A 25,669-nucleotide genomic window follows, 5' to 3' on the forward strand; every position below is an offset into this window, starting at 1 on the left:
GAACCGTCGGCGCTGGTGGCGCTCACCGTCAGGACGATCGCGCCCGAGAAGTTCGAGGGTGGCATCAGCGTCAGGCCGCTCAGCTCCGCCGATGTCAGCGACCAGGTGCCGTCGCCATTGTCGGCGCCGGCGCTCAGCGTCGCTCCCGCGGGAACGCCGCTGATCAGGATCGAAAGCGTTTCCGACGTGTCGGTCTGCGTCGCGGCGATCGAAAGCGGAATCCCGGTGTCCTCATCACCGCTGGCGTTGCCCGCCGTCAGCGTCGGCGCGTCGGCCACGCCCGCTACGCTGACGAAAACGGTTGCGGTCGAGGTCGCGCCCGCGGCGTCCCGCATCGTATACGTGAAACTCGCGGTGCCGGAGAAATTGGCAGCGGGCGTGAAGATGACGTTGCCGGACTGATCGAGGACTGCTGTTCCGTTCTGCCCGCTTGCGACCGACACCAATGTACGGGTGTCGCCGGCATCGGGGTCGGTATCATTGCTCAGAAGGGAGGCCGCGGTTATCGTGATCGCGGTGTCTTCGATCGCGGCTACATTGTCGGCGACGGCAGTCGGACCGGTATTGCTTCCACCGCCAACGATAATGACTTCCACCCGTTCAATCGAAACGACTTGCAGGCCGAGGCTGTCCAGGAAGGTGGTCGCGCTGCCCGTATGGTCGATCAGCCAGCGCAGTCGCGCAATGTCCTCCACAAACCCGCTGGATGCCGCCTGGGCGCTGGTTGCGAAAACCCGCAGGGTGTCGCGTCCATGGCCTCCATCATACAGGTCGAGCGAGCCGACGTTCTCGCTGACGCGATAGACAAGGGTGTCGTTGCCGTCGGCACCGCTGACGATGTCAGTCCCCGATCCACCATCCAGAGTGTCGTTTCCCGCGCCACCGGCAAGGACGTCTGCGTCCGATCCGCCGACCAGAGAATCGTTTCCGGCGCCGCCGATCAGAATGTCGATACCTGCACCGCCATTCAGGGCATCGTTGCCGGCACCGCCGTAAATCAGGTCGTTCCCTGCCCCTCCATCAACCGTGTCGTTCCCGGAGCCGGCGTCCACCACATCATTGCCAGCGCCTGCGGCGATGGTGTCGTTACCAGCCCCGGCGAGGATGAGGTCGCTGCTGCTTGTGCCGACGAGAGTGTTGTTGCCGCTTGTTCCGAGGATAATCGACATGGCTGTGCCTCCCAAAAGAATTAAAAATGAACGGGGTCTTTGGCGATCGGGAAGGACCCGGTCGAGAACTCTTTGGCAAATACTTCCTAATCCTGATGTTGAGGCAGGATCTGGATAACGGATCACCGATTCGGGTGAGCCGTCGCAATTTCTGCTGCTATTGCGAAGGTCAGCACACGGCCCAAGAATCAATGTGGTAATTTGCAGCGCAAAATGTGCTGCCAGGCTGGAAACTGATTAATTTATTGAAATGCTTTTGATGGAAGCTCTGCGAATAGATCGACGACGTCAAGTAGGGTTCGTGACCGCCGTGACAGAAATTCAGCTTAACCTTGTCACCAAACCAAAGCCGGCAAATGCTGCTGAAGTTGTGGTGCCTAGCCTCCAATACTTTTGCTAGAACGGCACGCTGAAACGGCCGCGCCGACATTGTTGTAAAACCGATCTGCCCGTCGGACCTCTTGGTGGTCAGCCGCCATGACCATCCTGCCATCGAAACCGCTTGGATGAGCCATGCCGTATTCTGACACCCCAGCCGCCCCGCCCCTCGAGACGATCAAGCCGCCTCGCTGCGCCATGTGTCGAACGCGAATGGAACTGGCAAGCCGAGAGCCCGCCGCCAACGGCGCCGAGAAGCATGTCTTCAAATGCCCGAAGTGCGAATTCTCGAAAACGAAGATCACTGGTGATCCGGCGACCGCCGGACGTCACCGCCCTCCCCGGAAGCGATGAAGACTGCGTCGACGCGATCGTCCGTCAGCCCCTGCATTTCACCCCTTGGACTTGTTGATCTGCTTCACCTTGGCGTCGGTGTTCTCGATCGAGGCGGCCAGTTCCAGGATGGCCTTCGAGAGCAGTTCGATCGCTTCTTTCTCGTCCTGCGACCGCGCGGCGCGAAGCGCATAATTTTTTGCTGAGGATAACGACATCGGCAATCTTTCTCACGAAGAAACCCGCCGGTTGAGGACGGCGGGTTTCGTTAGTTCTCGCGGTATGAGTTACGAGGCCCGCGATTACGCCAACGTTAGACGCCGTTGGTTAACAAACATTCCGGCCGGAAAAATTGCCGCGCGAACCGGCCTGGAGCGGCTCCAACCAACGCGTTGGCGAGGCTGCTCATGGTTAACGGAACCTGTGTGGTCCCATCCCGGCCTTGATTGCGGGTCGGGACCGCCACATTGCCATGGCATCCCGCGCGGATGAATCGATTCCCGCCATTGCTTGATTGCGCCTTGCTGTGCCTTGCATGCATCGTGCTGTCGTCCTGCGCCGGAGGGAAAACAGCGGGGGAACGGATAGCGGACATGCCGCACTGGATGGGCGGCATCCCTTCCGGAGTTCCGCCGCGGCGTGGCACGCCCGAATACGATGCCTGGATGGCCGTGCGCGTCCAGGAAGCCGCCCGGCCCAAGACCCAGCAAGCCAAATAGGTCCCTCTCCCCAATCATACCGTCACGGAGGCGACCAAGCACTGCACGGGAGGCATGCTCGCAACAGGCTGTTGCACCGCTCCGCAGGCTGATAGACACTTCAACCGGAAATAGTGCGCGGGGGCGTGGGATGAGTAAGCAGGACGAGGGATTTGACTACCACCGCTATCGGACCCTGCTGGCCGAAGCCGTCGACGAGTCCAGCCGGCTGGCCTTTATCGACCTGTTGATCGAGGAGCGCGCCAGGGAACGGCTGAAAGCCCACAGCACCTCGGAGCGGCTTGCGATCACGGCGAAGACCGTTGCCAGCATTCTCGGCACGTCAAGGAACTGAATTGCAGGAAACTGACCTGCAAGGGAGCTGTCGGTTGGTCGCACTTCGCCGGGCCTTCAAGGTCGCGCTGACCCGGGCCGGTTTTGCCGCACTGCTCGGGTTGATGTCGCTGCATCCGACCGGCGGCGCGATGGCGCAGCTCGCCACCGCGGCTCTTGTGGCACAGCCGGTCTCGCTGCCGGACATGGCGCTCGGCCCCGCCGACGCGCCGGTGACCATCACCGAATATTCGTCGATGAGTTGCCCGCATTGCGCGACGTTCGGCGAAAACGTGTTCCCGATGCTGCGCGCGAAATATATCGATACCGGCAAGGTGCGTTTCGTGTTCCGGGAGTTTCCACTCGACATCAAGGCCGCAGCGGCATCGATGCTGGCGCGCTGCGCCGCCAATGGCGATGCCGAGAAATTTTTCGGCACGGTCCAGCTCCTGTTCCAGCAACAGCAGATGCTGATGGCGCAGACCAACATGACCTTGCGGGTGATCGGCAAGCAGGCCGGCATGACCGAACAGGCTGTCGAGACCTGCGGCAGGGATCAGACCCTGCTCGACAAACTCGCCGCCGACCAGCGGTTTGCCCATGAGGTCATCAAGGTGGAATCGACGCCGACGTTTTTCGTCAATGGCGAAAGGCTCAAGGGCGCCATGTCGTTCGAGGAACTGGAAGAGATACTGAAGCCGCTGCTGAAGAAGTAGCCGCTACCGGGTCGCGTTGCCCTCGTTCTGTACGGCGCCCTCGCCGGTGATGGCGCCAACAAGAACATATCGAGGGGAGCGTCATGGCGCCCCTGCCCGGTTCGGACGGCGCTATGTCGGCGCCGTCTCGACGAAGGTCAGGCCGATACGGTTACGCTGGATCCAGGCCACCTGACATTCGTGGACCGACGAGCCATTGGCCATCACCAGACGAAACCGTGCGGGGACGAAGGCCGGGTTCTCGATATCGATGGCCGCGCCCTCGGCCGAGATGTTCCGGACCGTGCAGCTCATGACCGAGCCGCCGGACGAAACGAAAGCCGTTTCATTGACTTCGGTGCGCGGGTGTTTTCGTTTTTCTTCCATCGGCGTCGGCCCTGGCTGGCATCTGCGCGAAAGCCTAGCGCCAAACCATAAATAAATCGCGCTCTGTCATGCTGCGTTCCCGCGAACCCGCAACATCCGCGGGCCTTGGACTCGCCCTTCGCACGAGCCTGGCATCTGCGGCAATCTGTAGTCACCCTTCAGAACCCCGGGCCCGGTCGGGCAAGCTGCAGCGCATCATGCGCATCCGCCTTGCGCACCGACAGGCTTTCGTCGGAGCGGTCGGATGTCCCGACAACGCCCCGAGTCAGCCATCACTCGGGCCTGAATTGGTCGGCGTTTCCCCAATATTGCGTGACGAGTTGAATGGCCGCGCCGCTGCGGCAGGATAGCCGGGTGCCGCGCCTTCGACCCCTACCCCAGAGGCACGCGTGCCCGGCTATTCGCGCTAATCCAGCCCGCGCTCCCGGCTCAGCCGCACCATCTCCTCGATGAACCGCGCTTTTTGCTTTTCGTCGAGGCTCGCAAACAGCGGCTCGGCCGCATCGGCGACATTGCGCTGGTCGACCGCGCGGTCGTTGAGGAACTGGGCTTCGTTGCGCATTTGCTCGATAATATCGTCCGGCGGGTCGCGCTTGGCGCGTGCCACGCGCAGATTGAGGCGGTCGGCGCCGTTGTGACCGAGATAGTGCATCGCGCTGTTGAAGCCGGCCCAATGCTTCTCCTGCTCGGGCGTCAGCTTCAATTCAGTCTTGATCCGCTCGATATTCGCATCGCTGTTGGCCACGATCTGTTCGGCGGTCAATTGCGGAGCACCGTCCTGGGTCAGCACGGCGTTCTGCTTGGCGCCCTTCTTGCCCCTGGAAGCCTTTTCGGATTTTGCCGAGCTGCCTTGTTTCTCATTCGCCGATGGCGGCGATGCCTTCTGTTGCCCGGCGCCGAGGACGCCGGTAAAGACGCCGACCACGCCACCGATCGCGCCACCCAACACGCCGCCGACCGGTCCGGCGGCCTTGTTGCCTTCGCGAGCGCCTTTTTGAACGCCCTCGACCACCTGTGCGTTTACCGTCGAGGGAGCGCCGAGCAGCATCGCAACAACTGCGCCAAGCACAAGGTGCAATCTCAACCGCGTACGCGCTACGGGTGTCGGGTTGATCATTCGTCGGTCTCCATGGTGATTGCGACAGGCGGGCGCGGATCCGGCAGCGCTTGGTGTTGAGTCGGACATTATCGTTTTCGCATCAGCCCCGTCTATGCTGCAAAGCGACGGTCATCACGGTGAAACCGCCAACGCAGGCGCGAACTCAAGCCGGTCGCGACGGAACCTGCGGCGCGATTGCGCATCCGGGATGCGCGATTGCGCTCCCGGGATGCACGATTCCATACGAGATGGCAGCGCGCGCGGCATGTGTGCGGCGCAATATACGTCACCAGGCCACACTGCCCGGCCGCGCGCTTCCGGTTCAGCAATCACCGCCGATCATCGACAATCCGCTGCGGCCGGTTTGAGCACAACGTTAGTTCTTCGGGTTGCGGCACCGGATTTCTCGACAGACGCCGGCAATTCTGCTCTGATCGTCAATAACGGAGTCTCTGCGACGTCTTGCAATGCCATCTCGGCCTGCCCGGCGGCGGATGAAAAACAAAAAACGAGATCACCAATCGCATCTTGATTGGCTCACCAGGGAGAGAATGCCAATGTCACGGAAGAAGCTTTCTCGACGACAATTCGTAGCTGCTACCGCCATGTCATCGGCGGCACTGATAACGGCGCCGTATATCCGATCGGCCAATGCGGCCGGCAAACTCAATATCGGTTTCTGGGATCATTGGGTGCCCGGAGCGAACAAGGCCTCAACCGAACTCGTCAATGAATGGGCCGCCAAGGAGAAAGTCGAGGTTACGATCGACTACATCCCGAGCCAGGGCAACAAGAACCTCCTGACCATCGCCGCCGAAGCCCAGGCCAAGTCCGGCCACGACATTCTCGCGATGCCGACCTGGTGGCCACATGCGCAGGCAGATCTGCTCGAGCCCATGAACGATGTCGTCGAAGCGCTCATCAAGCAGAACGGCGAAGTCAACGGCACCGTCAGGTATCTCGGCAAATCCGGCGACAAGTGGCTGGCCGTGCCGGCCTGCATCGGCAGCCAGATCAAGGGCCCCTGCTCCCGCATCGATCTGATGAAGCAGCACGCCAAGATCGACGTCCAGGCCATGTACCCTGCCGGCGCGGCGCCGAAGGCCGATGCCTGGACCACGGATGCGTTCTTGAAAGCGGCCGAGGACTGCCACAAGGGCGGCGTTCCCTTCGGCATCGGTCTTGGCGAAACCAGCGACTCCGTCGACACCGTCGGCGCGTTCTTCCTGTCTTTCGGCGCAGAGGTCGTCAATGCCAAGGGCGACGTCGTCGTGAAGAATGACAACGTTCGGCAGGTTCTGGAATACTACAAGAAGCTGATGGCATTCCTGCCGTCGGACGCGCCGGCATGGGACGATGGTTCCAACAACAGGTGGCTGGTCTCGGGCAAGGGCGCGTTGATCATGAACCCGCCGAGCGCCTGGGCTGTCGCCAAGCGCGATGCGCCGCAGATCGCCGAGCAATGCTGGACCCACGGCTTCCCGATCGGACCGAAGGGCCGTTTTGCCCCATACCTTCCGTATTTCTGGAGCGTCTGGAACTTCGGCAAGAACAAGCCGGCGGCCAAGAGCCTGTTGACGCATCTGTCGCAACCAGCTGCGGTGGAGAAGCTGGTGGCGGCGAGCGGCGGCTACGACTTGCCGGCGTTCGAGAAACTCACCACGCTGAAGACCTGGGCGGAGGAAAGTCCCCCGAAGGGGACGCTCTACCACTATCCGAATCCGCACAACCACCAGAAGCTTTCGATCTCGGCAGCGGGAGCGCCGCCGAAGATTGCCCAGCAGATCTACACCCAGGCGACCCTGACCAAGATGTGCGTGCGTTACTACCGGGGCGAAGCCATGGAGAAGACGCTGGCCTGGGCGCAAGGCGAACTCGAAGGCTTCATGCGGAGCTGAGGGGAGCAGCCGCCACGGCCCGACGCGGGCCGCGGCGGCACCCGCCTGCCGACACGATCGGGAACCGGCGCGCGCCGGCTTCCCGACGCGGAAAAATCTCACTTATCTGAAATCGAGCTTCGCGAGGAAGATGCATCATGGTTGATGTCGCGGTTGAACGGAACAAAGCCGCCGCTGCGCCAAAGAGACGCAAGCGCGACAGTTTGCGAACCGCGCTGAAGCGAAAATCCACCGCGGCCTTTCTGATGACGCTGCCGCTGATCCTGCTGATCTCGCTTCTGGTCATCTATCCCGCGTTCTACTCGCTGCATCTGGCGACCCTGAACAAGTCGATGCAGCGCTTCGTCGGCCTTGGAAATTTCCAGTTCCTCTTCACCCGCGAGACGTTCTGGCTGGTAGTCGAGCAGTCCTGCATTTTCGCGATCACCGCCGTGATCTTCAAGGCGCTGATCGGGTTCGTCGTCGCCCATTTCGTCCACAACATTCCGGCCAAGGGCCAGCGCAAGTGGCGCGGAATGCTGCTGGTGCCGTGGGTGATTCCGCCGGCCATGAGCACGCTGGCGTGGTTGTGGCTGTTCGACCCGTCGTACAGCGCCTTCAACTATCTGCTGGCGGGCGTCGGCGTCGACCGGATTCCCTGGACCGGAGAGACCGGATGGGCCCGGTTCTCGGTCATCCTGGTCAACATCTGGGTCGGCGCTCCGTTCTTCATGATCATGTATCTGGCTTCGCTGAAGTCGGTGCCCGATCAGCTCTATGAGGCCGCAGCCATCGATGGCGCCAACTGGTGGCAGCGCATCTGGTACGTCACGCTGCCGATGATGCGAAATATCATCGCGATCACCACGCTGTTTTCCCTGATCGTCACCTTCGCCAACTTCGACATCGTTCGTATCCTGACGGCCGGCGGACCGCTCGACCGCACCCATATCTTCGCGACATGGGCATTCCGCATCGGTATCGAGGGCGGCGACATCCCGCTGGGTGCCAGCGTCTCGCTGTTCATGATACCGATCCTCGCAATCGCGGCGGTGTTCATCCTGCGCGATATCAACAAACGTGGGAATGAAGCCTGATGACCAGCACCGCCGTGATCGACAAATCAGCGCCGACCCGCGCCGTCAAACTGCGCAGCATGAGCCGAGACCGCACCTGGGCGCTGCGATGGTCGTACTTCTTCCTCACCTTGTTCGCGATCTTCGCGCTGGTGCCGCCCCTCTACATGCTGATTACGTCGCTGAAGACCAGCGCCGAAATCTCGGCGGCGACCAATCCGTGGTGGGTCTACCATCCGACATTGTCGAACTACGTCGAACTGCTGACGTCGAACCAGTTCCTGACCTTCTTCCGCAATTCGGCGCTGGTCTCGATCTTCGTCGTGACCATCACCATGCTGATCAGCGTGCCGGCGGCATTCGCGCTGGCGCGGATGCGGTTCTGGGGCTCGGCAACGCTCGCAACCGGGGTTTTTCTCACCTATCTGATCCCGGAGACGCTGCTGTTCCTGCCGCTGTTCAAGATGTTCGTGGTGTTCGGCGATCTGACCGGGATCCAGCTGATCAACAAATGGTACGTGCTCCTGATCGTCTATCCGACGCTGACCGTGCCGTTCTGCACCTGGATCATGATCGGATATTTCGCCTCCATCCCCAAGGAGCTGGACGAGGCCGCCATCATCGACGGCGCGTCCTGGTTCCAGACGCTGACGCGGATCTTCATTCCGGTCGCCCTGCCGGGCCTGATCGCCGCGACCATCTTCGCGTTCACGGTGTCCTGGGCGCAATTCCTCTATCCACTGGTGTTCACGACGTCGACCGATCAGCTGGTGCTGCCGGTCGGCATCATCACCACCCTGATCAAGGGTGACGTGTTCGCCTGGGGACAGATCATGACCGGCGCCCTGCTCGGCGCCGCCCCGCCGCTGATCATCTACGCCTTCCTGATGGACTATTACATTGCCGGCCTGACCGCCGGTGCGACAAAGGGTTGAACTCAATGGCTGACGTCACGTTGCGCAAGGTTGTCAAACGTTACGACGAGGTCGAGGCGGTGCGCGGCATCGATCTCGACATCGCCGACCATGAATTCGTCGTGCTGGTGGGACCATCGGGCTGCGGCAAGTCGACCACGCTGCGGATGATCGCGGGGCTGGAGGATATCACCGACGGCGATATCATGATCGGGGGCGACGTCGTCAACGACGTGCCGCCGAAGGATCGCGACATCGCCATGGTGTTCCAGAACTACGCGCTCTATCCGCATATGACGGTGGCGGAGAACATGTCGTTCGGACTGCGGCTGAAGCGCTATCCGAAAGCCGAGATCAAGACCCGGGTCGACGAAGCCGCCCGCATGCTGGATATCGTCGAACTGGTCGACCGCAAGCCGAAGCAGCTGTCCGGCGGCCAGCGCCAGCGCGTCGCGATGGGCCGCGCCATCGTGCGAAACCCCAAGGTGTTTCTGTTCGACGAGCCGTTGTCGAATCTCGACGCCAAATTGCGGGTGCAAATGCGGATCGAGATCAAGAAGGTGCACCAGAAGGTCCGCACCACCACCGTCTACGTCACCCACGACCAGGTCGAGGCGATGACGCTCGCCGACCGGGTCGTGGTCATGAACAATGGCCGGATCGAGCAGATCGGGACCCCGAACGAACTCTATCACAACCCGGCCACGCGCTTCGTCGCCGGCTTCATCGGTTCGCCGGCGATGAATTTCATGGCCTGCCGGCTGGAGGACGTCGGCGGCAAGATGCACATCCGCCTGACCGACAGCATCGCCTTCCCGCTGCCGCCGGCCCGCGCCGAGCGTTACAAGAACGTGTCGCGGACCGACAGGCTGCAGCTCGGCCTGCGCCCCGAACACATCACCGAAGCCAGTCCGCACGCGGAGCCCGGCGTCGAGAACTTCGATGCGGTACTTGATGTGATCGAACCGATGGGCATGGAGACGATGATTTATTTCATCATGGAGGGTGTCGAGATCTGCGGTCGGGTCAATCCCAACGCCGACGCGCGCGCGGGCGCCCCGATGCGATTGGCGATAGACCTCAACAATATGCACCTGCTAAATGAGGCCACAGGCGCCGTCATTTGACGACCGCACGACGAGAAACGCAGCAGGGGCACGCGAATGACGACCAACAAGAAGAAAATCTTCATCACTGAATCGTTTTCGCAGGCCGGAAGAGTTCTGCTGCAGGCACGCGACGACCTCGACCTCGTCGAATTCCCGAACATGATTTCCGCCGGGGATTTCGAGGCCAAGCTCAGGGAGCATGCGCCGGTCCATGGCGTCGCGCTCGGCGCCACCCGGTTCGGCGAACCGGAGCTGGAGGCCTCCGGCGACATGAAGGTGGTGACCCGGATCGGCGTCGGTTTCGACGCCGTCGACGTTCCCGCGCTGAGCCGCCGCAAGGTCCCGCTGATGGTCGCGGGCACCGCGAATTCGCCGTCGGTTGCCGAACAGGCGCTGTTCATGATGCTGACCCTGGCCAAGCGCGCGGTCGAAATGCACTCCATCGTCAAGGACGGAAAATGGGCCAGCCGGCTCGGCATGTTGCCCTACGACCTCTACGGCAAGACCGTGCTGATCATAGGCTTCGGCCGCATCGGCACGCGCACCGCCAAGCGCTGCCTGGCCATGGAAATGAACGTCCTGATCTACGACCCCTACAAGCCCGCCGCCGAAATTGCGGCCGCCGGCTGCGAGCCGATCGCCGATCTCGATGCGGCGCTGCCGCGCGCCGATTTTGTCAGCATTCACTGTCCGAAGAACCCCGAGACCGTCGGGATGTTCAACGCGGCGCGGCTGGCGCGCATGAAGCCGACCGCCTACCTGATCAACACCGCGCGCGGCGGCATCATCGACGAGCCGGCGCTGTATGACGTGCTGTCGTCCGGCAAGCTTGCCGGCGCGGGTCTCGACGTGTTCGAGCAGGAGCCGCCGCCGTCCGGCCATTCGCTGTTCGCGCTTCCCAATGTCATCATGGCGCCGCACGTGGCGGGTGTGACGCGGGAGGCGGTCGACCGGATGAGCGAGCAAACCGCCCGCAATATCCTGAGCGCGCTCGACGGCCAGCCGCTGCGCCAGAACGTCATCAACCAGGACGTGCTCGGCTGAGCTGGGTGCGACCGCGTCCGACCTGAATGAAACGCTTCGGCACTTCCCCACGGATATCCGCATGGCTTTCAAGGAATACGGCAACTATGACGGGATCGGCCTCGCCGATCTCGTCCGCAAGAAGCAGGTCAGCGCCACCGAGCTGCTGGACGAGGCGATCGCCCGCACCGCCAGGGTCGATCCACAGATCAACGCGGTCGTGGTCAAGCATTACGACGATGCGAAGCGGCAGATCGACAAGGGGCTGGCCGATGGTCCCTTCACCGGCGTGCCGTTTCTGCTCAAGGATCTGGAACTGCTCGAGGGCACGCGGACCACCTTTGGCGCCAGCATCTACAAGAACAATGTTGCCAACCACAGCGGCACCCTCGCCCAGCGCTTCCTCGACGCCGGCCTCGCGATCTTCGGCAAGACCTCCAGTCCGGAGTTCGGTCTGATGCCGACCACCGAGTCGCGCCTGTTCGGGCCGACCCGCAATCCGTGGAATCTGGCGCATTCGTCGGGCGGCTCATCCGGCGGCGCCGCCGCGGCGGTCGCGGCGCGCATACTGCCGGTCGCGCATGCCAGCGACGGCGGCGGCTCGATCCGGATTCCGGCCTCCGCATCCGGCGTGTTCGGGTTGAAGCCGACCCGGGCGCGCACCCCGCTCGGGCCCGATCGGGGCGAAGGCTGGGGCGGATTTTCCTGCGGCCATGTCGTCAGCATCAGCGTGCGCGACAGTGCGGCGATGCTGGATGCGATTCACGGGCCTGAAACGTCGAGCCCCTATGTGGCGCCGCAGCCCGAGCGGCCCTTCCTCGAGGAAGTCGGCCGCGATCCCGGCCGCTTGCGCATTGCCTTCACCGACAAGTCGCCGTATGGCGACGCCATCGATCCGGAAATCGCCGCGGCGACGCGCGAGATCGCAGCGCTGCTCGCCGGCCTCGGCCATCACGTCGAGGAACGCGCGCCGGTGCTGGCCGCCGATCCGGCGGTGGTGATGTCGACCATCGTGGCCGCCAACACCGCGCTGACGGTGCGGCTTGCCGAGCAGCTCTTCGGCCGCGCCATGACTTCAGACGATTTCGAAGTGTTGACGCTGGCGAGCGCGCATAACGCGCAAAAGGCGACATCAACCGACTATGTCGCCGCGCAACTTGCCGCGTTCCAGATTTCGCGCGCCCTCGCCACGTTCTTCGAGCGCTGCGATGTGCTGCTGTGCCCGACGCTCTGTTCGCCGCCGCTGCGGATCGGCGAACTCAATACGATGTCGGAGGATCTGTCGCATATCGCCCCGATCCTGCGGCGCTACATGCCAGCGACGGCCATGTTCAACATGTCCGGCCAGCCTGCGATGTCGGTGCCGCTGGCATGGAATGCGGCCGGATTGCCGCTCGGCATGATGTTTTCCGCACGCTTCGGCGACGAAGCAACCTTGTTCCGCCTGGCGGCTCAACTGGAGCAGGCGCGGCCCTGGAAGGGCAAATTGCCTCCGGTTTGCGCGTAAACTGACAAAACTCAGCCTCATTCAGGAGCGAGGAAGGGAACTCGGCGCTGGCAGCGGAGTTCCGCCTGTTCGCCTGTTCACGGAAAGCCGGAGGCTTCAAATCTTGAATCAAAGCGACCCGACCGATCATGCGCTGGCGGCCATTGCCAGCATTCTCGATCATCCGGAAACCCAACGCGAGCCGGAGATATCGGCGGGACCGGAGAAATCGGCGGTGGAGGATCGGCCCGTTGTGCCTGTTGCGCCCGAGCCGATCGAGGCTGAGGGCTATTCGAAAATCGGCCCCGGCCCGATGGCTGCGATCCGCTTCAGGTGGACGGTTCGCCGCGAGGCCAATGACGAATATTTTGTCGACGAGACGATCGGCGAGAATTCCGCGCCGGTTGTCAGCGGACCGTTGGCGCCGGATGAAGCGATCAGGTTTGTGGACAATCGCGCGAGCGAGGCGCGGCAGCGCTTCGAGCAGATCCGAAGCGAAATGTCCGGACGCGCCGCCGCGGCGAATTTGGTCCGCAAGGACGTCGGCGAAATGTAATTTTCGGGCGCCGGAGGGAGGCCGGCGCCAAAATTGACCGTGTCCGTCGCCGTCACCTAAACTGGCTGCTCAAACGCCTATTGAACCAAATCTGTTAGCCCACGACTCATTGCCATGAAAGTGATGTAGGTCACGTTGCAGGAGACTGTCGCAACGTACGGTGAATACTGAGGTTTCACCTGTTCAGGAGGTCTTGATGAGAACGCTTTTTGTGATCGCCGCATTTGTGCTGGCAAGCACCGCCGCGCAGGCCCAGTACACCTTCGATTACGGCGGACGCACCATTACCATTGATCCCGATCGCGGCACGGTTTCGATCCCGGGCGTCTACGACAACACCGGAAAGAAAGCCAAACGCTCGCGCGACGACCAGGACAGCGACCGGTTGCGCAAACAGCCGCCGCAGCAAGCGAAGAGCGATCCACAAGCACCGGCCGCCGCATCTGCGCCGGCCCAACAGGCTCCGGCGCCCGCGACCACCGCAATCGAGCCTGCGCCGGCTCCCGTGGCTGCTGCACCCGCAACCGCCGCAGTGGCTCCCGCCGCGACCGCGACCCAGCCTCCCCCCAGCGCGCCCGTGCCGCAGGCCCAGCCGGATCCGCCGACCCGTGCTGCTGCGCAGCCGGCCCCCGCACCTGTCGCTGCGACGGCTCCCGCGGCGCCCGCCCAGGCACCTGCTCCGCAGCCGCAGGCAGCCGCCGCGGCCAACTCGCCGCTCGGCGTGTGGCTGACCGAAGAGAAGGAAGGCAAGGTCCGGATCGAGCAATGCGGCCCCAACCTCTGCGGGTATTCCGTCGACGCCAAGTCGAACCAGAACGGCGAACAGGTCCTGATCAACATGAAGCCCGCCAAGGACGCCAAGTGGAGCGGACGGATTCTGGATCCGAGCAGCGGCAGCACTTATGATTCGACGATCGCACTGAAAGGGTCGGACCGGCTGCGCGTTCAGGGCTGCGCTTTCGGCGGCATGTTCTGCGGCGGCCAGACCTGGAGCCGGTTGAACTAGGCTGCGCTCGTGTCCCGGACGCTGTGCAGTGCCTCTTCGGCGGTGCACCGCAGGGCCGGGACCCACGCATCACCCACAGAAGATGGCCCCGGCTCAGCAGCGCACCGCCATAGCGCGTCGAAGACGCGCGTGAACGCGCTTATGGCGCTGCGCTGCGTCCGGGGCACGCAGTTAATCACCCGACCTTCGCCGCATATTCCGCGTCGGTCACCGGCTCCATCCAGTTGACGAAACTTCCGTCCAGCGCTTCCTGCATCGCAACGTGGGTCATGCCGTTGGTCGGTGATGCGCCATGCCAATGCTTTTCACCGGCGGGAATCCACACCACGTCGCCCGGCCGTATCTCATGGATCGGGCCGCCCTTGGTCTGGACCCGGCCGACACCTGCGAGGACGTAAAGCGTCTGCCCCAGCGGATGCGTATGCCAATTGGTCCGCGCGCCCGGCTCGAAGGAGACGCGGTTCGAGGCGACCCGCGCCGGGGCCTCGGTGGCGATGATCGGATCCTGCCAGACCGTGCCGGTGAAATGCTCCTTGGGCGCCCGGCGTGTCGGTCGCGATCCCGCGAGATAGATATCCATGGAGTCCTCCTTGTGGCCGACGCTTTATCGTTGCGCCCTGATTATTTCTTCGAAGCGGCGTAGCGCGCCTTGGTCTCGGCGTTCATGGGATAGAGGCCCGGCAATACCGCGCCGGCATTCACCTGATCGACGATCCAGGCTTCCATGCGCTCCTGCTCAGCGCCTTCGGCCAGAATGAGGTCGAGGAATGCCGCCGGGATTACCACGGCGCCGTCCTGGTCGGCGACGATGATGTCATTCGGGAAGATCGCGACGCCGCCGCAGCCGATCGGCTCGCCCCAGCCGACGAACGTCAGCCCGGCGACCGAGGGCGGTGCCGCAAAACCGTCGCACCACACCGGCAGGCCGGTGCCGAGCACGCCCTCGAGATCGCGCACCACGCCGTCGGTCACCAGCGCCGCCACGCCGCGCTTGGCCATGCGGGCGCACAGGATGTCGCCGAAGATGCCGGCGTCGGTGACGCCCATGGCGTCGACCACCGCGATGCAGCCTTCGGGCATGGCCTCGATCGCGGTCCGGGTCGAGATCGGCGACGACCACGATTCCGGCGTCGCCAGATCCTCCCGCGCCGGCACGAAACGCAGCGTAAAGGCCGGCCCTACCAGCCGGGGCTGTCCCGGCCGCAGCGGTCGCGAACCCCGCATCCAGACGTTCCGCAGGCCCTTCTTGAGCAGAACCGTGGTGATGGTGGCGGTGGACACGCGCGACAGGGTCGCGATCGCTTCAGGGGTCAGGGACATCGAGAAATCGGCTCCGGTCGGGATTGATGGGCGGCGCATCTTGCGGGGCCCGGCCATCGCGTCAAGTGGCGTTGGCTGGGGGTCTGCATCGCGCGGTGCGATCATCACCTCTTATCACAGGTGTGCGGATTAATTTATTGAACTTGCAGGCTGATTTGCGCGAAGCGAATTCCACTCCAGCGCAAAACACGCTAGAGCATGATATCCGCCGAAGAGTCATGAGGTCATGTCCGCGACGCTCCCCCCGCCCCGTCTTTTGCCCAGTGGCGACAGCGCCATCACGGTGGAATTCAGCCGTAACATCGATGACGCGGCCAACCAGCGCGTGCTGGCGCTCGATCGCACGATCGCGCGTGAGCCGATCGCCGGCGTGACCGAGACGGTGCCGACCTATCGGTCCCTGCTGGTGCATTACGATCCCGTGCAGATCGGTTTCGACGCGCTGAGCGGGCAACTGGTGGCACTGGCGCGGCTGCCGGTTCCGCCGGTCACCACAACCCGGCGCTGGCGCATTCCCGTGGTCTATGGCGGCGAGCACGGCATCGATCTCGAGGACGTCGCCAAAGCGCTGAACACCACGCCCGACGATATCGTGGCGCGGCATGTCGCCGGCGATTACCGGGTCGCCATGATCGGCTTTACGCCGGGTTGGTCCTATCTCAGCGGGTTGGAAAAATCGCTGCACATGTCGCGGCGGCAAAATCCGCGGTTGTTGACGCCGGCCGGCACGATCTCGATCGGAGGTGTGCAGACCGGCGTGCAGTGTCTCGCCGGACCGAGCGGCTGGCATCTGTTGGGACGGACGCCGGTCCGTACCTATCAGTTGCATCGCGACCCCACCTTCCTGCTGGAACCCGGCGACGCCGTCACCTTTGCCGCGGTCGACGCCAAAACCTTCGCGGATCAGGACCGCGCCGCCGAAGCTGGCGAGATAGTCGCTGAATTGATCGCCGCATGACCAAGCTCGTGATTTCAGCGATCGGACCCGCAAGCTCGGTGCAGGACGGCGGTCGGCACGGCGCCCAGCGCTACGGGCTGACGCCGAGCGGCGCGATGGATCGGCTCGCACTGGCCGCGGCGAATGTACTGGCCGGCAACGCACCGATGGCGGCGGCGATCGAGATCGGTCCGTTTGGCGCCGCGTTCACCGCGCGAGACGGCGCGGTCCGCGTCGCCCTGGCGGGCGCCTCGCGCAATGCCGACATCTCAGGGCATGCCGCGGCATTCAACACCTCCATGACGATCGCCGATGGCGAGACGCTGACGCTGGGCTTTGCGCGCGCTGGTTCCTTCAGTTATCTCGCAATAGAGGGCGGCATCGCGGGCGAGCCGACCTTCGGCAGTCTCGCGGTCAATGCCCGCGCCGGCCTCGGCAGTCCCTATCCGCGCCCGCTGCAGGCCGGCGACGAATTGCAGGTGGCAACCGCCAGCGGCGCGGCCGAGCGTCGGATCGATCTTCCCGCGGAGACGGAGGCGCCGATCCGCGTCGTGCTGGGTCCGCAGGACGACGAATTCGACGACGCCCAGAAACAACTGTTTCTGGAGTCGGAGTGGAAGATATCGGCGACCAGCGACCGCATGGGCTACCGGCTCGAAGGCCCCGTGATCAAACATCTGCACGGCCACAACATCGTCTCCGACGGCACCGTCAACGGCAGCATCCAGGTGCCCGGCAATGGCGCGCCGATCGTGCTGATGCCCGATCGCGGCACCAGCGGCGGCTACCCCAAGATCGCCACCGTGATTTCAGCCGATCTCGGGCGGTTCGCCCAGACCCCGGCGGGAAAGCCTTTCCGGTTCAAGGCCGTCAGCATGGCGGAAGCGCAGGCCGAGTACAGGAAATCGGCCGAGTTCCTGCGCACCCTGCCCGACCGTGTCCGGCCGATCGAAAACTTTGATCTGAACATCGAAGCGCTGCAAGATGCCAACGTCGCCGGCGCCGCCGTCAGCGCCGTCGATGCGGCGACATGGTCGCCCTGAACAAAAGCGAGCGAACAACATGAAGACAGTCGATCTGAATTGCGATCTCGGCGAAGGATTTGGCGCCTGGGAAATGGGCAATGACGCCGCCATGATCGAGCTGGCCACCTCGGTCAATATCGCCTGCGGCTTCCATGCCGGCGATGCCGACATCATGCGCAGGACGGTCGACCTTGCGAAGGCGCGCGGCGTCAGCATCGGCGCGCATCCGGGCTACCGCGACCTGCACGGCTTCGGACGGCGGCCGTTTCCCGGCATGAAGGCGTCGGAGATCGAAAACCTCGTCGCCTACCAGATCGGCGCGCTGCAGGCGATCGCCACCGCGGCCGGTCACAGGGTGACGCACGTCAAGGCGCATGGCGCGCTGTCCAATGTCGCCTGCGAGGACGACATGACCGCGAAGGCGATCGCCTCCGCCATCAGGGCGGTCGACCCGAACCTGGTGTTCGTGGTGCTCGCCAACTCAAAACTGGTGCAGGCCGGCGAAGCCGCCAATTTGCCGATGGTGCACGAAGTATTCGCCGATCGCGCCTATGAAGACGACGGCTCGCTGGTGTCGCGGCGCAAGCCCGGCGCGGTGTTGCACGACGCAGCAAGAGTCGCCGAGCGCGTGGTGCGCATGGTGCAGGACGGCGCCGTGGTCTCGGTCACCGGCAAGGTGATCAAGATGCGCACCGACACCGTGTGCATTCACGGCGACACCCCGGGCGCGGTGGATATCGCGCAAGGCATCCGACAGGCGCTGAAGGCTGCAAAGATCGACGTGGCGCCGTTCACGACAGCGGGCTAATCACACCCACCGACCTCATCCTGAGGAGCCGTGCGCTCTTGCGCGCGGCGTCTCGAAGGATGGCAGCAGGCGATGTGCCGGATGGTTCGAGACGCGCGCCCGGCAACGCAAGCGCGCTGCCGGACGTGCTCCTCACCATGAGGGAGCGGGATGGCTTGATGGTTTCCTAGAACGGATGAACCGACAGCGTGCCGAACACCACCGCTGCGATCAGCGCAAGTGAGCCGTAGAGCGCCGCGGTATGAAACCCGGTTCCGGTCTGTCGCGAAAGCTGGCGCGCGTGCAGGTGCAGGCGGGCCTCCGCCGATAGTTCGCGCATGGTCGATCTCCAACGCAGCATGGCCCCATAATGAAGGGCTGTTTGCTGCCTGATGCAAGATGACCGACAAAATAGCGATGCCGACGTCCAAATGGAGTTCGCTTACAGCCTAAAATTCTCCGCCGGGGATTCCGGCGAGAATTTTATTCGCTGCAATTTGATGCGGATTGACCGGTTCCGTCAGTAGACGTCCTGCTGGAACCGGCCCTTCTTCTTGAGGTCGGCGACGAACAGCACCGCCTCGTCGGTCGAACGCGCACCGAACTGTGCGACGATATCGACCAGCGCGCGCTCGACATCCTTCGCCATCCGCTTGGCGTCGCCGCAGATGTAGATGTTCGCACCATCGGCCAGCCAGGTCCAGACTTCGCGGCCGAGTTCGCGCATGCGGTCCTGCACGTAGAATTTCTTGTCGCCGTCGCGCGACCAGGCCAGCGACAGCCGCGTCAGCAAGCCCGAGGTTTTCATCGCGTTCAGTTCATCGGCATAGAAGAAATCCGACGCGCTGCGCTGATGGCCGAAGAACAGCCAGTTCTTGCCCTGCGCGCCGGTCGCCTTGCGGTCGAGCAGGAAGGCGCGGAACGGTGCGATGCCGGTGCCCGGCCCGATCATGATGATCGGCACTTTGGGATCCTGCGGCAGCGCGAAACCGTGGGCCTTCTGCACATAGACCTTGAGCTCGTCGCCCGGATTGATGCGCTCGGCGAGGAACGTGGAAGCGAGGCCGATGCGCTTGCGCTTGCCGATCACATAACGCACGCAGTCGACCGTCAGCGACAGTTTGCCGGGCGTCGCATTATGCGACGAGGAGATCGAATATAGCCGCGGCTGCAACGGCTCCAGCGCCTCGACGAAGGCTTCGGGATGTGGGCGCACGCCGGAAAATTTCTGCAGCGCTGCCATCACGTCGAGCGTGGCGGCATCGCCGTCGGGATCCTCGCCCTGCGCCAGCGCCCGCGCCTTCTCGCGCTGCGCGCCGCCGGTGATGTAGGAAACGAGTTCGAACAGGCTGTCCGGCGCCGGCGACAGCGAAACCTCGTCGGCCAGCACCTCGCGCAGCGTCTTGCCGCGCACCTTGGTGGTATGCGAGGCGCCCAACAGGGCAATGATCTGGTCGACATGGCCGAGATCATTGCGGGCAAAGATCCCGAAGGAATCGCCGACGACATAGTCGAGGCCGGCGCCCGAGAGATCGAAATCGATGTGCCAGGTTTCCTTTTCCGATCCGGGTTTGTTGAGCAGCCGGCGCGACAGGAAGGTGGCCGCGACCGGATTGTCGCGTGAACGGCCGGGCTCCACCACGACCGCAGGTACTGCCGCGGCAGGAGCCGCCGCCGGTCCCGCAGAGGCCGCCGGCGCCTTTTCCAGTTCCTCGTTCAGCGCCTTGAGCATCCGGGCGGTTTCCTTGCCGCCGGGAACGCAGAGATTGAGACGCGGTTCGGCCTTGCTCGCGATCGCGTCCGAATAGTCGTGGCAATTGTAGCCGCACTGGCCGCAATCCTGCTGCGCCATCGCCGCCATCATGCGCCGGCGCAGCGGCCGGCCTTCGGCAAGCTTCATGCGATCCGCGATGGGCATGGTCTGGTCGTGCCAGGGCGCCTCGCCGTCGTCGCCATCGCCGCCGGGGCCTTGCAGCATCGACGCACCCTGCTCCGACGACATCGGCGTCGGACCGCCATCCGTCAGCAGCCCGGCAAAGAAGCCGTTGAGCCAGGAGCGTTGCGCATCGGAAAACGGCGCGCTGGAGGGAATGATCTCGATCCTGGGAGGTGGTGTCATCTGGTTCATGTATGAGCCTCGGCATCGGCCAATTTGCGCAGCGTCTCGCCGTCATGGCGGCGCGCGAATGTCAGGAACGTCTCGTCGGGCGAGGTGCGATGGGAGACGTAGGCCTTCAGCAACCGCTCGACATAAACAGGCGCATCCTCTGCCGTGACGTCGTGAAACACCTCCTGCCCCATCTCGGCTTGCGGACCGAAGCCGCCTCCGGTGAAGACATGGAAACCATCGACTGTGTCGTCGCTATCGCCGACCGCGATGCGCGCGCCGATCATTCCGATGTCGCTGATGTAATGCTGCGCGCAGGAATGGTGGCAGCCGGTGAGATGGATATTGATCGGGGTCTCGACCGGCACCCTCGGGTCGCACCAGTCCGCGATCCGGGACGCGGTGCGCTTGGTGTCGGCATTGCCGAACTTGCAGCCGGCACGGCCGGTGCAGGCAATCAGTCCGGCACGGAGTTCCGAGGTTTTGATCGCAAGGCCGATCGCCTCGATCGCGGCCGTGGCCAGCGCCACCTTGTCGTTGGACACGCCTGATATCAGCAGGTTCTGCCAGACCGTGAGGCGGATATCGCCATCGCCGAGATCTTGCGCGATCTTTGCGAGGCCGCGCATCTGGTCGCAGGTCACCTTGCCCAAGGGCAGCGCAACGCCGATCCAGTTCAGGCCGTCCTGCTTCTGCTGGTGGACGCCGATATGGGCTGATCGGTCGAACGCCGGACGGGGTGCGAGAGCTTCCGGCGGCACGCGCGTGAAGGCATGGCCGAGCTTTTCCTCGACCAGCACGAGGAATTTTTCCATGCCCATGCCGTCGATGACGTATTTCAATCGCGCCTTCAGCCGGTTGGTGCGATCGCCGAGGTCGATGAAGACGCGGACGATGGCGTCCGAAACCCTGGTCGCATCGGCCGGCTTGACGATGATGCCGGTATCGGTGGCGAAATCCTTATGGCCGGTGATGCCGCCGATGCCGAGCTTGAACCAGACGCCTGGCTCGACATCAAAACCGTCTTTGACCTCGACCGCGGCAAAGGCGATGTCGTTGGTGTCTTCCAGCACCGCGATCTTGCCGGCGCCGTCGAAAGCGACGTTGAATTTGCGCGGCAGGCCGATCAGCGAGCGGTCGCTGAGGATGTGGTAGTGCCATTCCCGAGCATATTCACGGGTGTCGAGCAATTCCTGGGGATCGATGCCGGCTGTGGGCGTGCCCGTGACGTTGCGGATGTTGTCGGCGCCGGAGCCACGCGAGCACAGGCCGAGGTCCTGAATGCCCTCGATCAGCATCACCGCGTGCTTCGGCGGGATTTCGCGCACCTGAAGGTTGGCGCGGGTGGTGACGTTGCTGAACGGGCCACATAGCGGTTCGATCAGATCGGCAAGCCCGGAAAGCTGCCAGTGCTTCATGATGCCGTTCGGAATCCGCAGACGGCTCATATAGGAGTCCTGCGTCGGCCCGACATAAAACAGGCCGTAATAGCGCCAGCGGAAATTATCCGCCGGCGACGGTCGCGCATCGGCCAGCGCCTGCTCCTTCAGCCGCGGATAGGCGTCGAACGGATGCTGCTCGCGCTTCCACTTTTCCTGGTCGACGAGTTTCTTGCCCGCGGCAAGCGTGCGGTCCTGCGCCTTGATGTGCGACGCTTCCGGGCCGGTCGGCTCCGCATTGGCTTTACCCGCGGCGCCGCCGCCGCCGAGGCCGCGCCCGACCCGGCTGATCTGCAGCCCCGTCGTGAATCCTTCGAGGTAGCGTTTCTGCTCGTCGGTAAAGTCGACTGAGAGCGTTTCTAGTTTCATGGTGCGCGACGAAGCTCCTGCGGCCACGACGGGTGGCTTCAACGAAAAGGGACAGCGACCGCGTTCGTGACGTTCGAACGGGCCCGACCAGCTTCGTTGCTGCGGAAATCCATCTTGGACGTAGGCCAGCGGGCATCTGCGACGGCTGGCTGCACTGCAACATTCAAGTTGCGTGCCACCCCGATTCGAATAAAATCGATAGCGTATTCAATTGGTTGTGTTCTGGAGCTGGGAACGGGCCGCCGTGGGTCACCGCTGATTCAAGCAGATCGCCTAAAAATTAGACGGTTGGGTCGGGTGCCCAGCATCGCTCCAACCGCCGCCTCAGGGGCTCCTGCGACCGATCTTGAACGCGGCCAGATGGCCGGCAATGTCGTTGGCGTCGAAGGCAGGTCCTGCGAAGGCGCCGATCCCGTCGGAGGCCTCAGTCGGCTTCGCCGCGCGTCCAAGGGCTGCGTCGTACAGGTCCGGCCTGAATACCGCCATGGCGACTTTCAGCGCCTCCGGGCTGATCGGGGTCTGCCCCCAGCGCACCATCTGGGCGTAGAGCCAGGCGGCCTGAGCGGGGTCCGGCCGCGCCGCGCCCTGCCGACCCACCAGCAGATAGCGGTTGCTCTCGCGCAAGGTCCCGTCGGGCGAAATCTTGAGGCGGCCGTCGAGCGTTCGCTGGATCACCTCCGGATCGACACCGATGCGCTCGGGTGCACCGAGGATGCGCGCCGCCTCGGCGCGGTTGTGCGGCTGCTCGATGAATTCGGCGGCGCGATCATGCGCCCGTATCAGGGCGGCCAGCACGGCCGGATTTTTCTCCGACCAGTCCTGCCTGACCGCCAGCACCTTCTCCACCGCGCGGACCAGGATATCGGAGACGAAATGCAGGATGTGGCCGACGCCGAGATCGACCGCGACTGAATTCCAGGGCGCGCCGACGCAGAAGGCATCGACATGACCGTTGGCGAGACTGTCCACCATGTAGGGCGGCGGCAACACCACCAGGCGAACGTCCTCGTCGGGATCGACGCCGCCGGCGGCCATCCAGAACCGCAGCTGGTAATTGTGGGTCGAGAACGGAAACGTCATGCCGAAGGTCAGCGGTTCGGCGCCGCTTTTGCGCCGCGCCGCGACCACGCGGGCCAGCGCCAGCGCCGTCGCCATCGGGTCGAACGGATCGCCCTCCATCTCACTCATGATCGCCGCATGCAGCGCCGGCGATACCGTGATGGCATTGCCGTTGAGGCCGAGATTGAACGGGGCCACGATCGGCACCTTGACGTGTCCGAGCCCGAGGCTGGAGGCGATCGCCACCGGCGCCAGCAGATGGGCGGCGTCGAACAGGCCGATATTGAGCTTGTCGCGGACGTTGGACCACGACACTTCCCGGACCAGCGTGACATCGAGTCCTTCGGCCGCGCAAAACCCCTTGTCGACGGCGACGATCAGGGCCGCGGCGTCGACCAGCGGAATGAAGCCTATGCGCAGCGTCTTGGTCATTTCAGCAACTCCGAAGCGGTCAGGATCGACTGCGCGATCTCGCCGATTTTCTTTTTCTCGCGCATCGCGGTGGAGCGCATCAGCACATAGGCCTCGTCTTCGGTGAGGCCCTTCAGTTTCATCAGGATCCCCTTGGCGCGGTCGATCACCTTGCGGTCCTCGAGCGCGGACTTGGCGCGGTCGAGTTCGTCCTGCAGCTTGGAGAAGGCGTTGAAGCGCGAGATGCAGAGGTCGAGGATCGGCTTGATCCGCTCCTTCTTCAGGCCATCGACGATATAGGCGGAGACGCCGGCATCGACCGAGGCCTGGATCGAGGCGGAGTCGCTCTGGTCGACGAACATCGCGATCGGGCGGCGCACCGCGCGGCTGACCTGGAACATCTGCTCCAGGACGTCGCGGCTGGGGTTTTCCAGGTCGATCAGGATGACGTCAGGGTCCAGCGCATAGATCCGGGCCAGCAGATTGTGCATCTCGCGGATATGCGCAACGCCGGTAAAGCCCGCCTCCCGCAGCCCCTCTTCGAGGATCGCTGCGCGGATCGGGCTTTCGTCAACAATGACTATCTTGGGAGACGTCTCGGAGCTCATCGATCACTCGCATTTCCGGCAAAGCACCTCTTAGCACGCCCGATGCCGGCTTAAAGCCTTGTCATTATGGACAATTGGGACTAGCTCCTGCCCATCAATCAGGCATATCAGACATGAACCAGGCCGCCGCGCCCAAAGTCAGCTTTGTTTCACTGGGATGTCCCAAGGCGCTTGTGGATTCCGAGCGGATCATCACCCGGTTGCGCGCCGAGGGCTATGAGCTGGCGCGCAAGCATGACGGCGCCGACCTGGTCATCGTCAACACCTGCGGCTTTCTCGACAGCGCCAAGCAGGAATCGCTCGGCGCCATCGGCGAGGCGATGGCCGAGAACGGCAAGGTGATCGTCACCGGCTGCATGGGCGCGGAACCCGAGCAGATCGAGGCCGCCTATCCCGGCGTGCTGTCGATATCAGGGCCGCAGCAATATGAAAGCGTGCTCGATGCCGTGCATCGCGCGCTGCCGCCGTTGCACAATCCGCACCTCGATCTGGTGCCGCCGCAGGGCATCAAGTTGACGCCGCGGCATTACGCCTATTTGAAGATTTCCGAGGGCTGCAACAACCGCTGCAGCTTCTGCATCATTCCGAAATTGCGCGGCGACCTGGTGTCGCGGCCGGCCGGCGAGGTGCTGCGCGAGGCGGAAAAGCTGGTCACCGCCGGCGTCAAGGAATTGCTGGTCATCTCGCAGGATACCTCGGCCTACGGCGTCGACATCAAATATGCCGAGAGCCCCTGGAAGGACCGCCAGGTCCGCGCCAGATTTTTCGACCTTGCCAAGGAGCTCGGCGAACTCGGCGCCTGGGTCCGGCTGCAATATGTCTACCCCTACCCGCATGTCGACGACGTCATTGGCCTGATGACGGAAGGCAAGGTGCTGCCCTACCTCGACATCCCCTTCCAGCACGCCAGCCCGGAAGTGCTGAAGGCCATGAAGCGCCCCGCCGCGCAGGACAAGACGCTGGCGCGGATCAAGAAGTGGCGCGAGGAGTGCCCCGAACTGACGCTCCGCTCCACCTTCATCGTCGGCTTCCCCGGCGAGAGCGATTCCGACTTTGCCTATCTGCTCGACTGGCTGGAAGAAGCCGAGATCGATCGCGCCGGCTGCTTCAAATACGAGCCGGTCGCGGGCGCGACCTCGAACGCGCTCGGCAACCACGTGCCGCAGGAAATCAAGCAGGAGCGCTGGAATGCGCTGATGGCGCGGCAGCAGAAGATTTCCGCCCGCCGGCTGAAGCGCAAGGTCGGCACGCGGCAGCAGATCATCATCGATGAAGTCGGTCCGACCGTCTCAAAGGGCCGCTCGAAAGCGGACGCGCCGCAGATCGACGGCGCGGTTTACCTGTCGAGCCGCCGCCCGCTGAAAGTCGGCGAAATCGTCACCGCGAAGATCGAGCGCGCGGACCAGTACGACCTGCACGGCAGCGTCGCGGGGTTTTAACTCCCTGTCGTCCCTGCGAACGCAGGGAC

General features: G+C 63.7%; 26 protein-coding genes. 15 read left to right on the top strand and 11 right to left on the bottom strand.

Features of this window, described 5'->3' with window-relative positions:
* Both Q7U29_RS08180 and Q7U29_RS08185 read right to left on the bottom strand, forming a co-directional pair.
* Positions 1 to 1,169, bottom strand: a 1,169-nt coding sequence (locus Q7U29_RS08180; RefSeq protein WP_304740277.1) for a tandem-95 repeat protein, incomplete at its 3' end; no start/stop codon positions are given.
* 770 nt (positions 1,170 to 1,939) lie between these two features.
* Positions 1,940 to 2,098 (bottom strand): hypothetical protein, encoded by a 159-nt coding sequence (locus tag Q7U29_RS08185; protein WP_304740279.1) that lies wholly within the window; start codon positions 2,096 to 2,098, stop codon positions 1,940 to 1,942.
* Positions 2,099 to 2,473: 375 nt separating this feature from the next.
* Here Q7U29_RS08185 and Q7U29_RS08190 point away from each other — a divergent pair, with 375 nt between their 5' ends.
* From Q7U29_RS08190 to Q7U29_RS08200, 3 genes are all read left to right on the top strand, one after another.
* Entirely contained in the window at positions 2,474 to 2,599 is a 126-nt protein-coding gene (locus Q7U29_RS08190) for a hypothetical protein (protein ID WP_304740280.1), read from the top strand.
* A 130-nt stretch (positions 2,600 to 2,729) separates the two neighbouring features.
* Positions 2,730 to 2,933 carry a hypothetical protein gene (locus Q7U29_RS08195; RefSeq protein WP_304740282.1) on the top strand — a complete coding sequence of 68 codons (204 nt, stop codon included), beginning with the start codon at positions 2,730 to 2,732 and terminating at the stop codon, positions 2,931 to 2,933.
* A gap of 34 nt (positions 2,934 to 2,967) precedes the next feature.
* Positions 2,968 to 3,627: a DsbA family protein gene (locus Q7U29_RS08200; RefSeq protein WP_304740284.1), complete on the top strand. Its 660-nt coding sequence runs from the start codon at positions 2,968 to 2,970 to the stop codon at positions 3,625 to 3,627.
* Positions 3,628 to 3,738: 111 nt separating this feature from the next.
* Here Q7U29_RS08200 and Q7U29_RS08205 read toward each other — a convergent pair whose 3' ends face one another.
* Positions 3,739 to 3,993 carry a PilZ domain-containing protein gene (locus Q7U29_RS08205; protein ID WP_304740286.1) on the bottom strand — a complete coding sequence of 85 codons (255 nt, stop codon included), beginning with the start codon at positions 3,991 to 3,993 and terminating at the stop codon, positions 3,739 to 3,741.
* A gap of 406 nt (positions 3,994 to 4,399) precedes the next feature.
* Positions 4,400 to 5,110: a Spy/CpxP family protein refolding chaperone gene (locus Q7U29_RS08210; RefSeq protein WP_304740287.1), complete on the bottom strand. Its 711-nt coding sequence runs from the start codon at positions 5,108 to 5,110 to the stop codon at positions 4,400 to 4,402.
* A gap of 539 nt (positions 5,111 to 5,649) precedes the next feature.
* On the opposite strand from Q7U29_RS08210, the gene Q7U29_RS08215 reads away from it, so the two are divergent.
* From Q7U29_RS08215 to Q7U29_RS08250, 8 genes are all read left to right on the top strand, one after another.
* Positions 5,650 to 6,990, top strand: a complete 1,341-nt coding sequence (locus Q7U29_RS08215) for an ABC transporter substrate-binding protein (protein WP_304740289.1) — start codon at positions 5,650 to 5,652, stop codon at positions 6,988 to 6,990.
* A gap of 137 nt (positions 6,991 to 7,127) precedes the next feature.
* Positions 7,128 to 8,066 (top strand): carbohydrate ABC transporter permease, encoded by a 939-nt coding sequence (locus Q7U29_RS08220; protein WP_304740291.1) that lies wholly within the window; start codon positions 7,128 to 7,130, stop codon positions 8,064 to 8,066.
* A complete protein-coding gene (locus tag Q7U29_RS08225; RefSeq protein ID WP_304740293.1) occupies positions 8,066 to 8,980 on the top strand; it encodes a carbohydrate ABC transporter permease in 915 nt (304 codons plus the stop codon). The genes Q7U29_RS08220 and Q7U29_RS08225 overlap by 1 nt, the downstream gene beginning before the upstream one ends.
* 5 nt (positions 8,981 to 8,985) lie before the next feature.
* Positions 8,986 to 10,086 (top strand): ABC transporter ATP-binding protein, encoded by a 1,101-nt coding sequence (locus Q7U29_RS08230; RefSeq protein ID WP_304740294.1) that lies wholly within the window; start codon positions 8,986 to 8,988, stop codon positions 10,084 to 10,086.
* Between the two features lie 36 nt (positions 10,087 to 10,122).
* Positions 10,123 to 11,112, top strand: coding sequence for a hydroxyacid dehydrogenase (locus Q7U29_RS08235; protein ID WP_304740296.1), 990 nt, complete (start codon positions 10,123 to 10,125; stop codon positions 11,110 to 11,112).
* A 61-nt stretch (positions 11,113 to 11,173) separates the two neighbouring features.
* A complete protein-coding gene (locus tag Q7U29_RS08240; RefSeq protein WP_304740298.1) occupies positions 11,174 to 12,598 on the top strand; it encodes an amidase in 1,425 nt (474 codons plus the stop codon).
* A 103-nt stretch (positions 12,599 to 12,701) separates the two neighbouring features.
* Positions 12,702 to 13,133 carry a hypothetical protein gene (locus Q7U29_RS08245; protein WP_304740300.1) on the top strand — a complete coding sequence of 144 codons (432 nt, stop codon included), beginning with the start codon at positions 12,702 to 12,704 and terminating at the stop codon, positions 13,131 to 13,133.
* Positions 13,134 to 13,329: 196 nt separating this feature from the next.
* Positions 13,330 to 14,139 carry a DUF2147 domain-containing protein gene (locus Q7U29_RS08250; RefSeq protein ID WP_304740302.1) on the top strand — a complete coding sequence of 270 codons (810 nt, stop codon included), beginning with the start codon at positions 13,330 to 13,332 and terminating at the stop codon, positions 14,137 to 14,139.
* A 175-nt stretch (positions 14,140 to 14,314) separates the two neighbouring features.
* Here Q7U29_RS08250 and Q7U29_RS08255 read toward each other — a convergent pair whose 3' ends face one another.
* Both Q7U29_RS08255 and Q7U29_RS08260 read right to left on the bottom strand, forming a co-directional pair.
* Positions 14,315 to 14,719, bottom strand: a complete 405-nt coding sequence (locus Q7U29_RS08255) for a cupin domain-containing protein (RefSeq protein ID WP_304740304.1) — start codon at positions 14,717 to 14,719, stop codon at positions 14,315 to 14,317.
* A gap of 41 nt (positions 14,720 to 14,760) precedes the next feature.
* The gene (locus Q7U29_RS08260; RefSeq protein WP_304740306.1) at positions 14,761 to 15,459 is read right to left on the bottom strand and encodes a ribonuclease activity regulator RraA; all 699 of its coding nucleotides are present in this window, start codon (positions 15,457 to 15,459) and stop codon (positions 14,761 to 14,763) included.
* Positions 15,460 to 15,685: 226 nt separating this feature from the next.
* On the opposite strand from Q7U29_RS08260, the gene pxpB reads away from it, so the two are divergent.
* From pxpB to Q7U29_RS08275, 3 genes are read left to right on the top strand one after another with little or no spacing between them, the layout of a single operon-like run.
* The gene (gene pxpB / locus Q7U29_RS08265; RefSeq protein ID WP_304740307.1) at positions 15,686 to 16,417 is read left to right on the top strand and encodes a 5-oxoprolinase subunit PxpB; all 732 of its coding nucleotides are present in this window, start codon (positions 15,686 to 15,688) and stop codon (positions 16,415 to 16,417) included.
* The gene (locus tag Q7U29_RS08270) at positions 16,414 to 17,439 is read left to right on the top strand and encodes a biotin-dependent carboxyltransferase family protein (RefSeq protein ID WP_304740309.1); all 1,026 of its coding nucleotides are present in this window, start codon (positions 16,414 to 16,416) and stop codon (positions 17,437 to 17,439) included. The genes pxpB and Q7U29_RS08270 overlap by 4 nt, the downstream gene beginning before the upstream one ends.
* A 19-nt stretch (positions 17,440 to 17,458) precedes the next feature.
* Positions 17,459 to 18,229 carry a LamB/YcsF family protein gene (locus tag Q7U29_RS08275; protein WP_304740311.1) on the top strand — a complete coding sequence of 257 codons (771 nt, stop codon included), beginning with the start codon at positions 17,459 to 17,461 and terminating at the stop codon, positions 18,227 to 18,229.
* A 166-nt stretch (positions 18,230 to 18,395) separates the two neighbouring features.
* Here the strand turns inward: Q7U29_RS08275 and Q7U29_RS08280 are convergent, their stop codons facing one another.
* The 5 genes from Q7U29_RS08280 to Q7U29_RS08300 all read right to left on the bottom strand — a co-directional run bounded on the left by Q7U29_RS08280 (position 18,396) and on the right by Q7U29_RS08300 (position 24,201).
* The gene (locus Q7U29_RS08280) at positions 18,396 to 18,548 is read right to left on the bottom strand and encodes a hypothetical protein (protein ID WP_304740313.1); all 153 of its coding nucleotides are present in this window, start codon (positions 18,546 to 18,548) and stop codon (positions 18,396 to 18,398) included.
* A 180-nt stretch (positions 18,549 to 18,728) separates the two neighbouring features.
* A complete protein-coding gene (locus tag Q7U29_RS08285) occupies positions 18,729 to 20,336 on the bottom strand; it encodes a sulfite reductase subunit alpha (RefSeq protein WP_304740314.1) in 1,608 nt (535 codons plus the stop codon).
* Positions 20,333 to 22,123: a NirA family protein gene (locus tag Q7U29_RS08290; RefSeq protein WP_304740316.1), complete on the bottom strand. Its 1,791-nt coding sequence runs from the start codon at positions 22,121 to 22,123 to the stop codon at positions 20,333 to 20,335. The genes Q7U29_RS08285 and Q7U29_RS08290 overlap by 4 nt, the downstream gene beginning before the upstream one ends.
* 324 nt (positions 22,124 to 22,447) lie before the next feature.
* Positions 22,448 to 23,614, bottom strand: coding sequence for a CmpA/NrtA family ABC transporter substrate-binding protein (locus Q7U29_RS08295; RefSeq protein WP_304740318.1), 1,167 nt, complete (start codon positions 23,612 to 23,614; stop codon positions 22,448 to 22,450).
* The gene (locus Q7U29_RS08300) at positions 23,611 to 24,201 is read right to left on the bottom strand and encodes an ANTAR domain-containing response regulator (RefSeq protein WP_304740320.1); all 591 of its coding nucleotides are present in this window, start codon (positions 24,199 to 24,201) and stop codon (positions 23,611 to 23,613) included. Before Q7U29_RS08300 ends, Q7U29_RS08295 begins: the two co-directional genes overlap by 4 nt.
* Positions 24,202 to 24,314: 113 nt before the next feature.
* Here Q7U29_RS08300 and rimO point away from each other — a divergent pair, with 113 nt between their 5' ends.
* Positions 24,315 to 25,640, top strand: coding sequence for a 30S ribosomal protein S12 methylthiotransferase RimO (gene rimO, locus Q7U29_RS08305; RefSeq protein WP_304740322.1), 1,326 nt, complete (start codon positions 24,315 to 24,317; stop codon positions 25,638 to 25,640).
* Positions 25,641 to 25,669: the final 29 nt, after the last annotated feature.

The sequence above is a fragment of the Bradyrhizobium sp. genome (assembly GCF_030654605.1).
Lineage (GTDB): Bacteria > Pseudomonadota > Alphaproteobacteria > Rhizobiales > Xanthobacteraceae > Bradyrhizobium.

Bases quoted from the DNA above. Each gene is read 5' to 3' on its own strand.
- Q7U29_RS08185 (WP_304740279.1), bottom strand. From the start codon at position 2,098: ATGTCGTTATCCTCAGCAAAAAATTATGCGCTTCGCGCCGCGCGGTCG.
- Q7U29_RS08190 (WP_304740280.1), top strand. From the start codon at position 2,474: ATGCCGCACTGGATGGGCGGCATCCCTTCCGGAGTTCCGCCGCGGCGT.
- Q7U29_RS08195 (WP_304740282.1), top strand. From the start codon at position 2,730: ATGAGTAAGCAGGACGAGGGATTTGACTACCACCGCTATCGGACCCTG.
- Q7U29_RS08205 (WP_304740286.1), bottom strand. From the start codon at position 3,993: ATGGAAGAAAAACGAAAACACCCGCGCACCGAAGTCAATGAAACGGCT.
- Q7U29_RS08210 (WP_304740287.1), bottom strand. From the start codon at position 5,110: ATGATCAACCCGACACCCGTAGCGCGTACGCGGTTGAGATTGCACCTT.
- Q7U29_RS08215 (WP_304740289.1), top strand. From the start codon at position 5,650: ATGTCACGGAAGAAGCTTTCTCGACGACAATTCGTAGCTGCTACCGCC.
- Q7U29_RS08220 (WP_304740291.1), top strand. From the start codon at position 7,128: ATGGTTGATGTCGCGGTTGAACGGAACAAAGCCGCCGCTGCGCCAAAG.
- Q7U29_RS08225 (WP_304740293.1), top strand. From the start codon at position 8,066: ATGACCAGCACCGCCGTGATCGACAAATCAGCGCCGACCCGCGCCGTC.
- Q7U29_RS08230 (WP_304740294.1), top strand. From the start codon at position 8,986: ATGGCTGACGTCACGTTGCGCAAGGTTGTCAAACGTTACGACGAGGTC.
- Q7U29_RS08235 (WP_304740296.1), top strand. From the start codon at position 10,123: ATGACGACCAACAAGAAGAAAATCTTCATCACTGAATCGTTTTCGCAG.
- Q7U29_RS08240 (WP_304740298.1), top strand. From the start codon at position 11,174: ATGGCTTTCAAGGAATACGGCAACTATGACGGGATCGGCCTCGCCGAT.
- Q7U29_RS08250 (WP_304740302.1), top strand. From the start codon at position 13,330: ATGAGAACGCTTTTTGTGATCGCCGCATTTGTGCTGGCAAGCACCGCC.
- Q7U29_RS08255 (WP_304740304.1), bottom strand. From the start codon at position 14,719: ATGGATATCTATCTCGCGGGATCGCGACCGACACGCCGGGCGCCCAAG.
- Q7U29_RS08260 (WP_304740306.1), bottom strand. From the start codon at position 15,459: ATGTCCCTGACCCCTGAAGCGATCGCGACCCTGTCGCGCGTGTCCACC.
- pxpB (WP_304740307.1), top strand. From the start codon at position 15,686: ATGTCCGCGACGCTCCCCCCGCCCCGTCTTTTGCCCAGTGGCGACAGC.
- Q7U29_RS08270 (WP_304740309.1), top strand. From the start codon at position 16,414: ATGACCAAGCTCGTGATTTCAGCGATCGGACCCGCAAGCTCGGTGCAG.
- Q7U29_RS08275 (WP_304740311.1), top strand. From the start codon at position 17,459: ATGAAGACAGTCGATCTGAATTGCGATCTCGGCGAAGGATTTGGCGCC.
- Q7U29_RS08280 (WP_304740313.1), bottom strand. From the start codon at position 18,548: ATGCGCGAACTATCGGCGGAGGCCCGCCTGCACCTGCACGCGCGCCAG.
- Q7U29_RS08285 (WP_304740314.1), bottom strand. From the start codon at position 20,336: ATGAACCAGATGACACCACCTCCCAGGATCGAGATCATTCCCTCCAGC.
- Q7U29_RS08290 (WP_304740316.1), bottom strand. From the start codon at position 22,123: ATGAAACTAGAAACGCTCTCAGTCGACTTTACCGACGAGCAGAAACGC.
- Q7U29_RS08295 (WP_304740318.1), bottom strand. From the start codon at position 23,614: ATGACCAAGACGCTGCGCATAGGCTTCATTCCGCTGGTCGACGCCGCG.
- Q7U29_RS08300 (WP_304740320.1), bottom strand. From the start codon at position 24,201: ATGAGCTCCGAGACGTCTCCCAAGATAGTCATTGTTGACGAAAGCCCG.
- rimO (WP_304740322.1), top strand. From the start codon at position 24,315: ATGAACCAGGCCGCCGCGCCCAAAGTCAGCTTTGTTTCACTGGGATGT.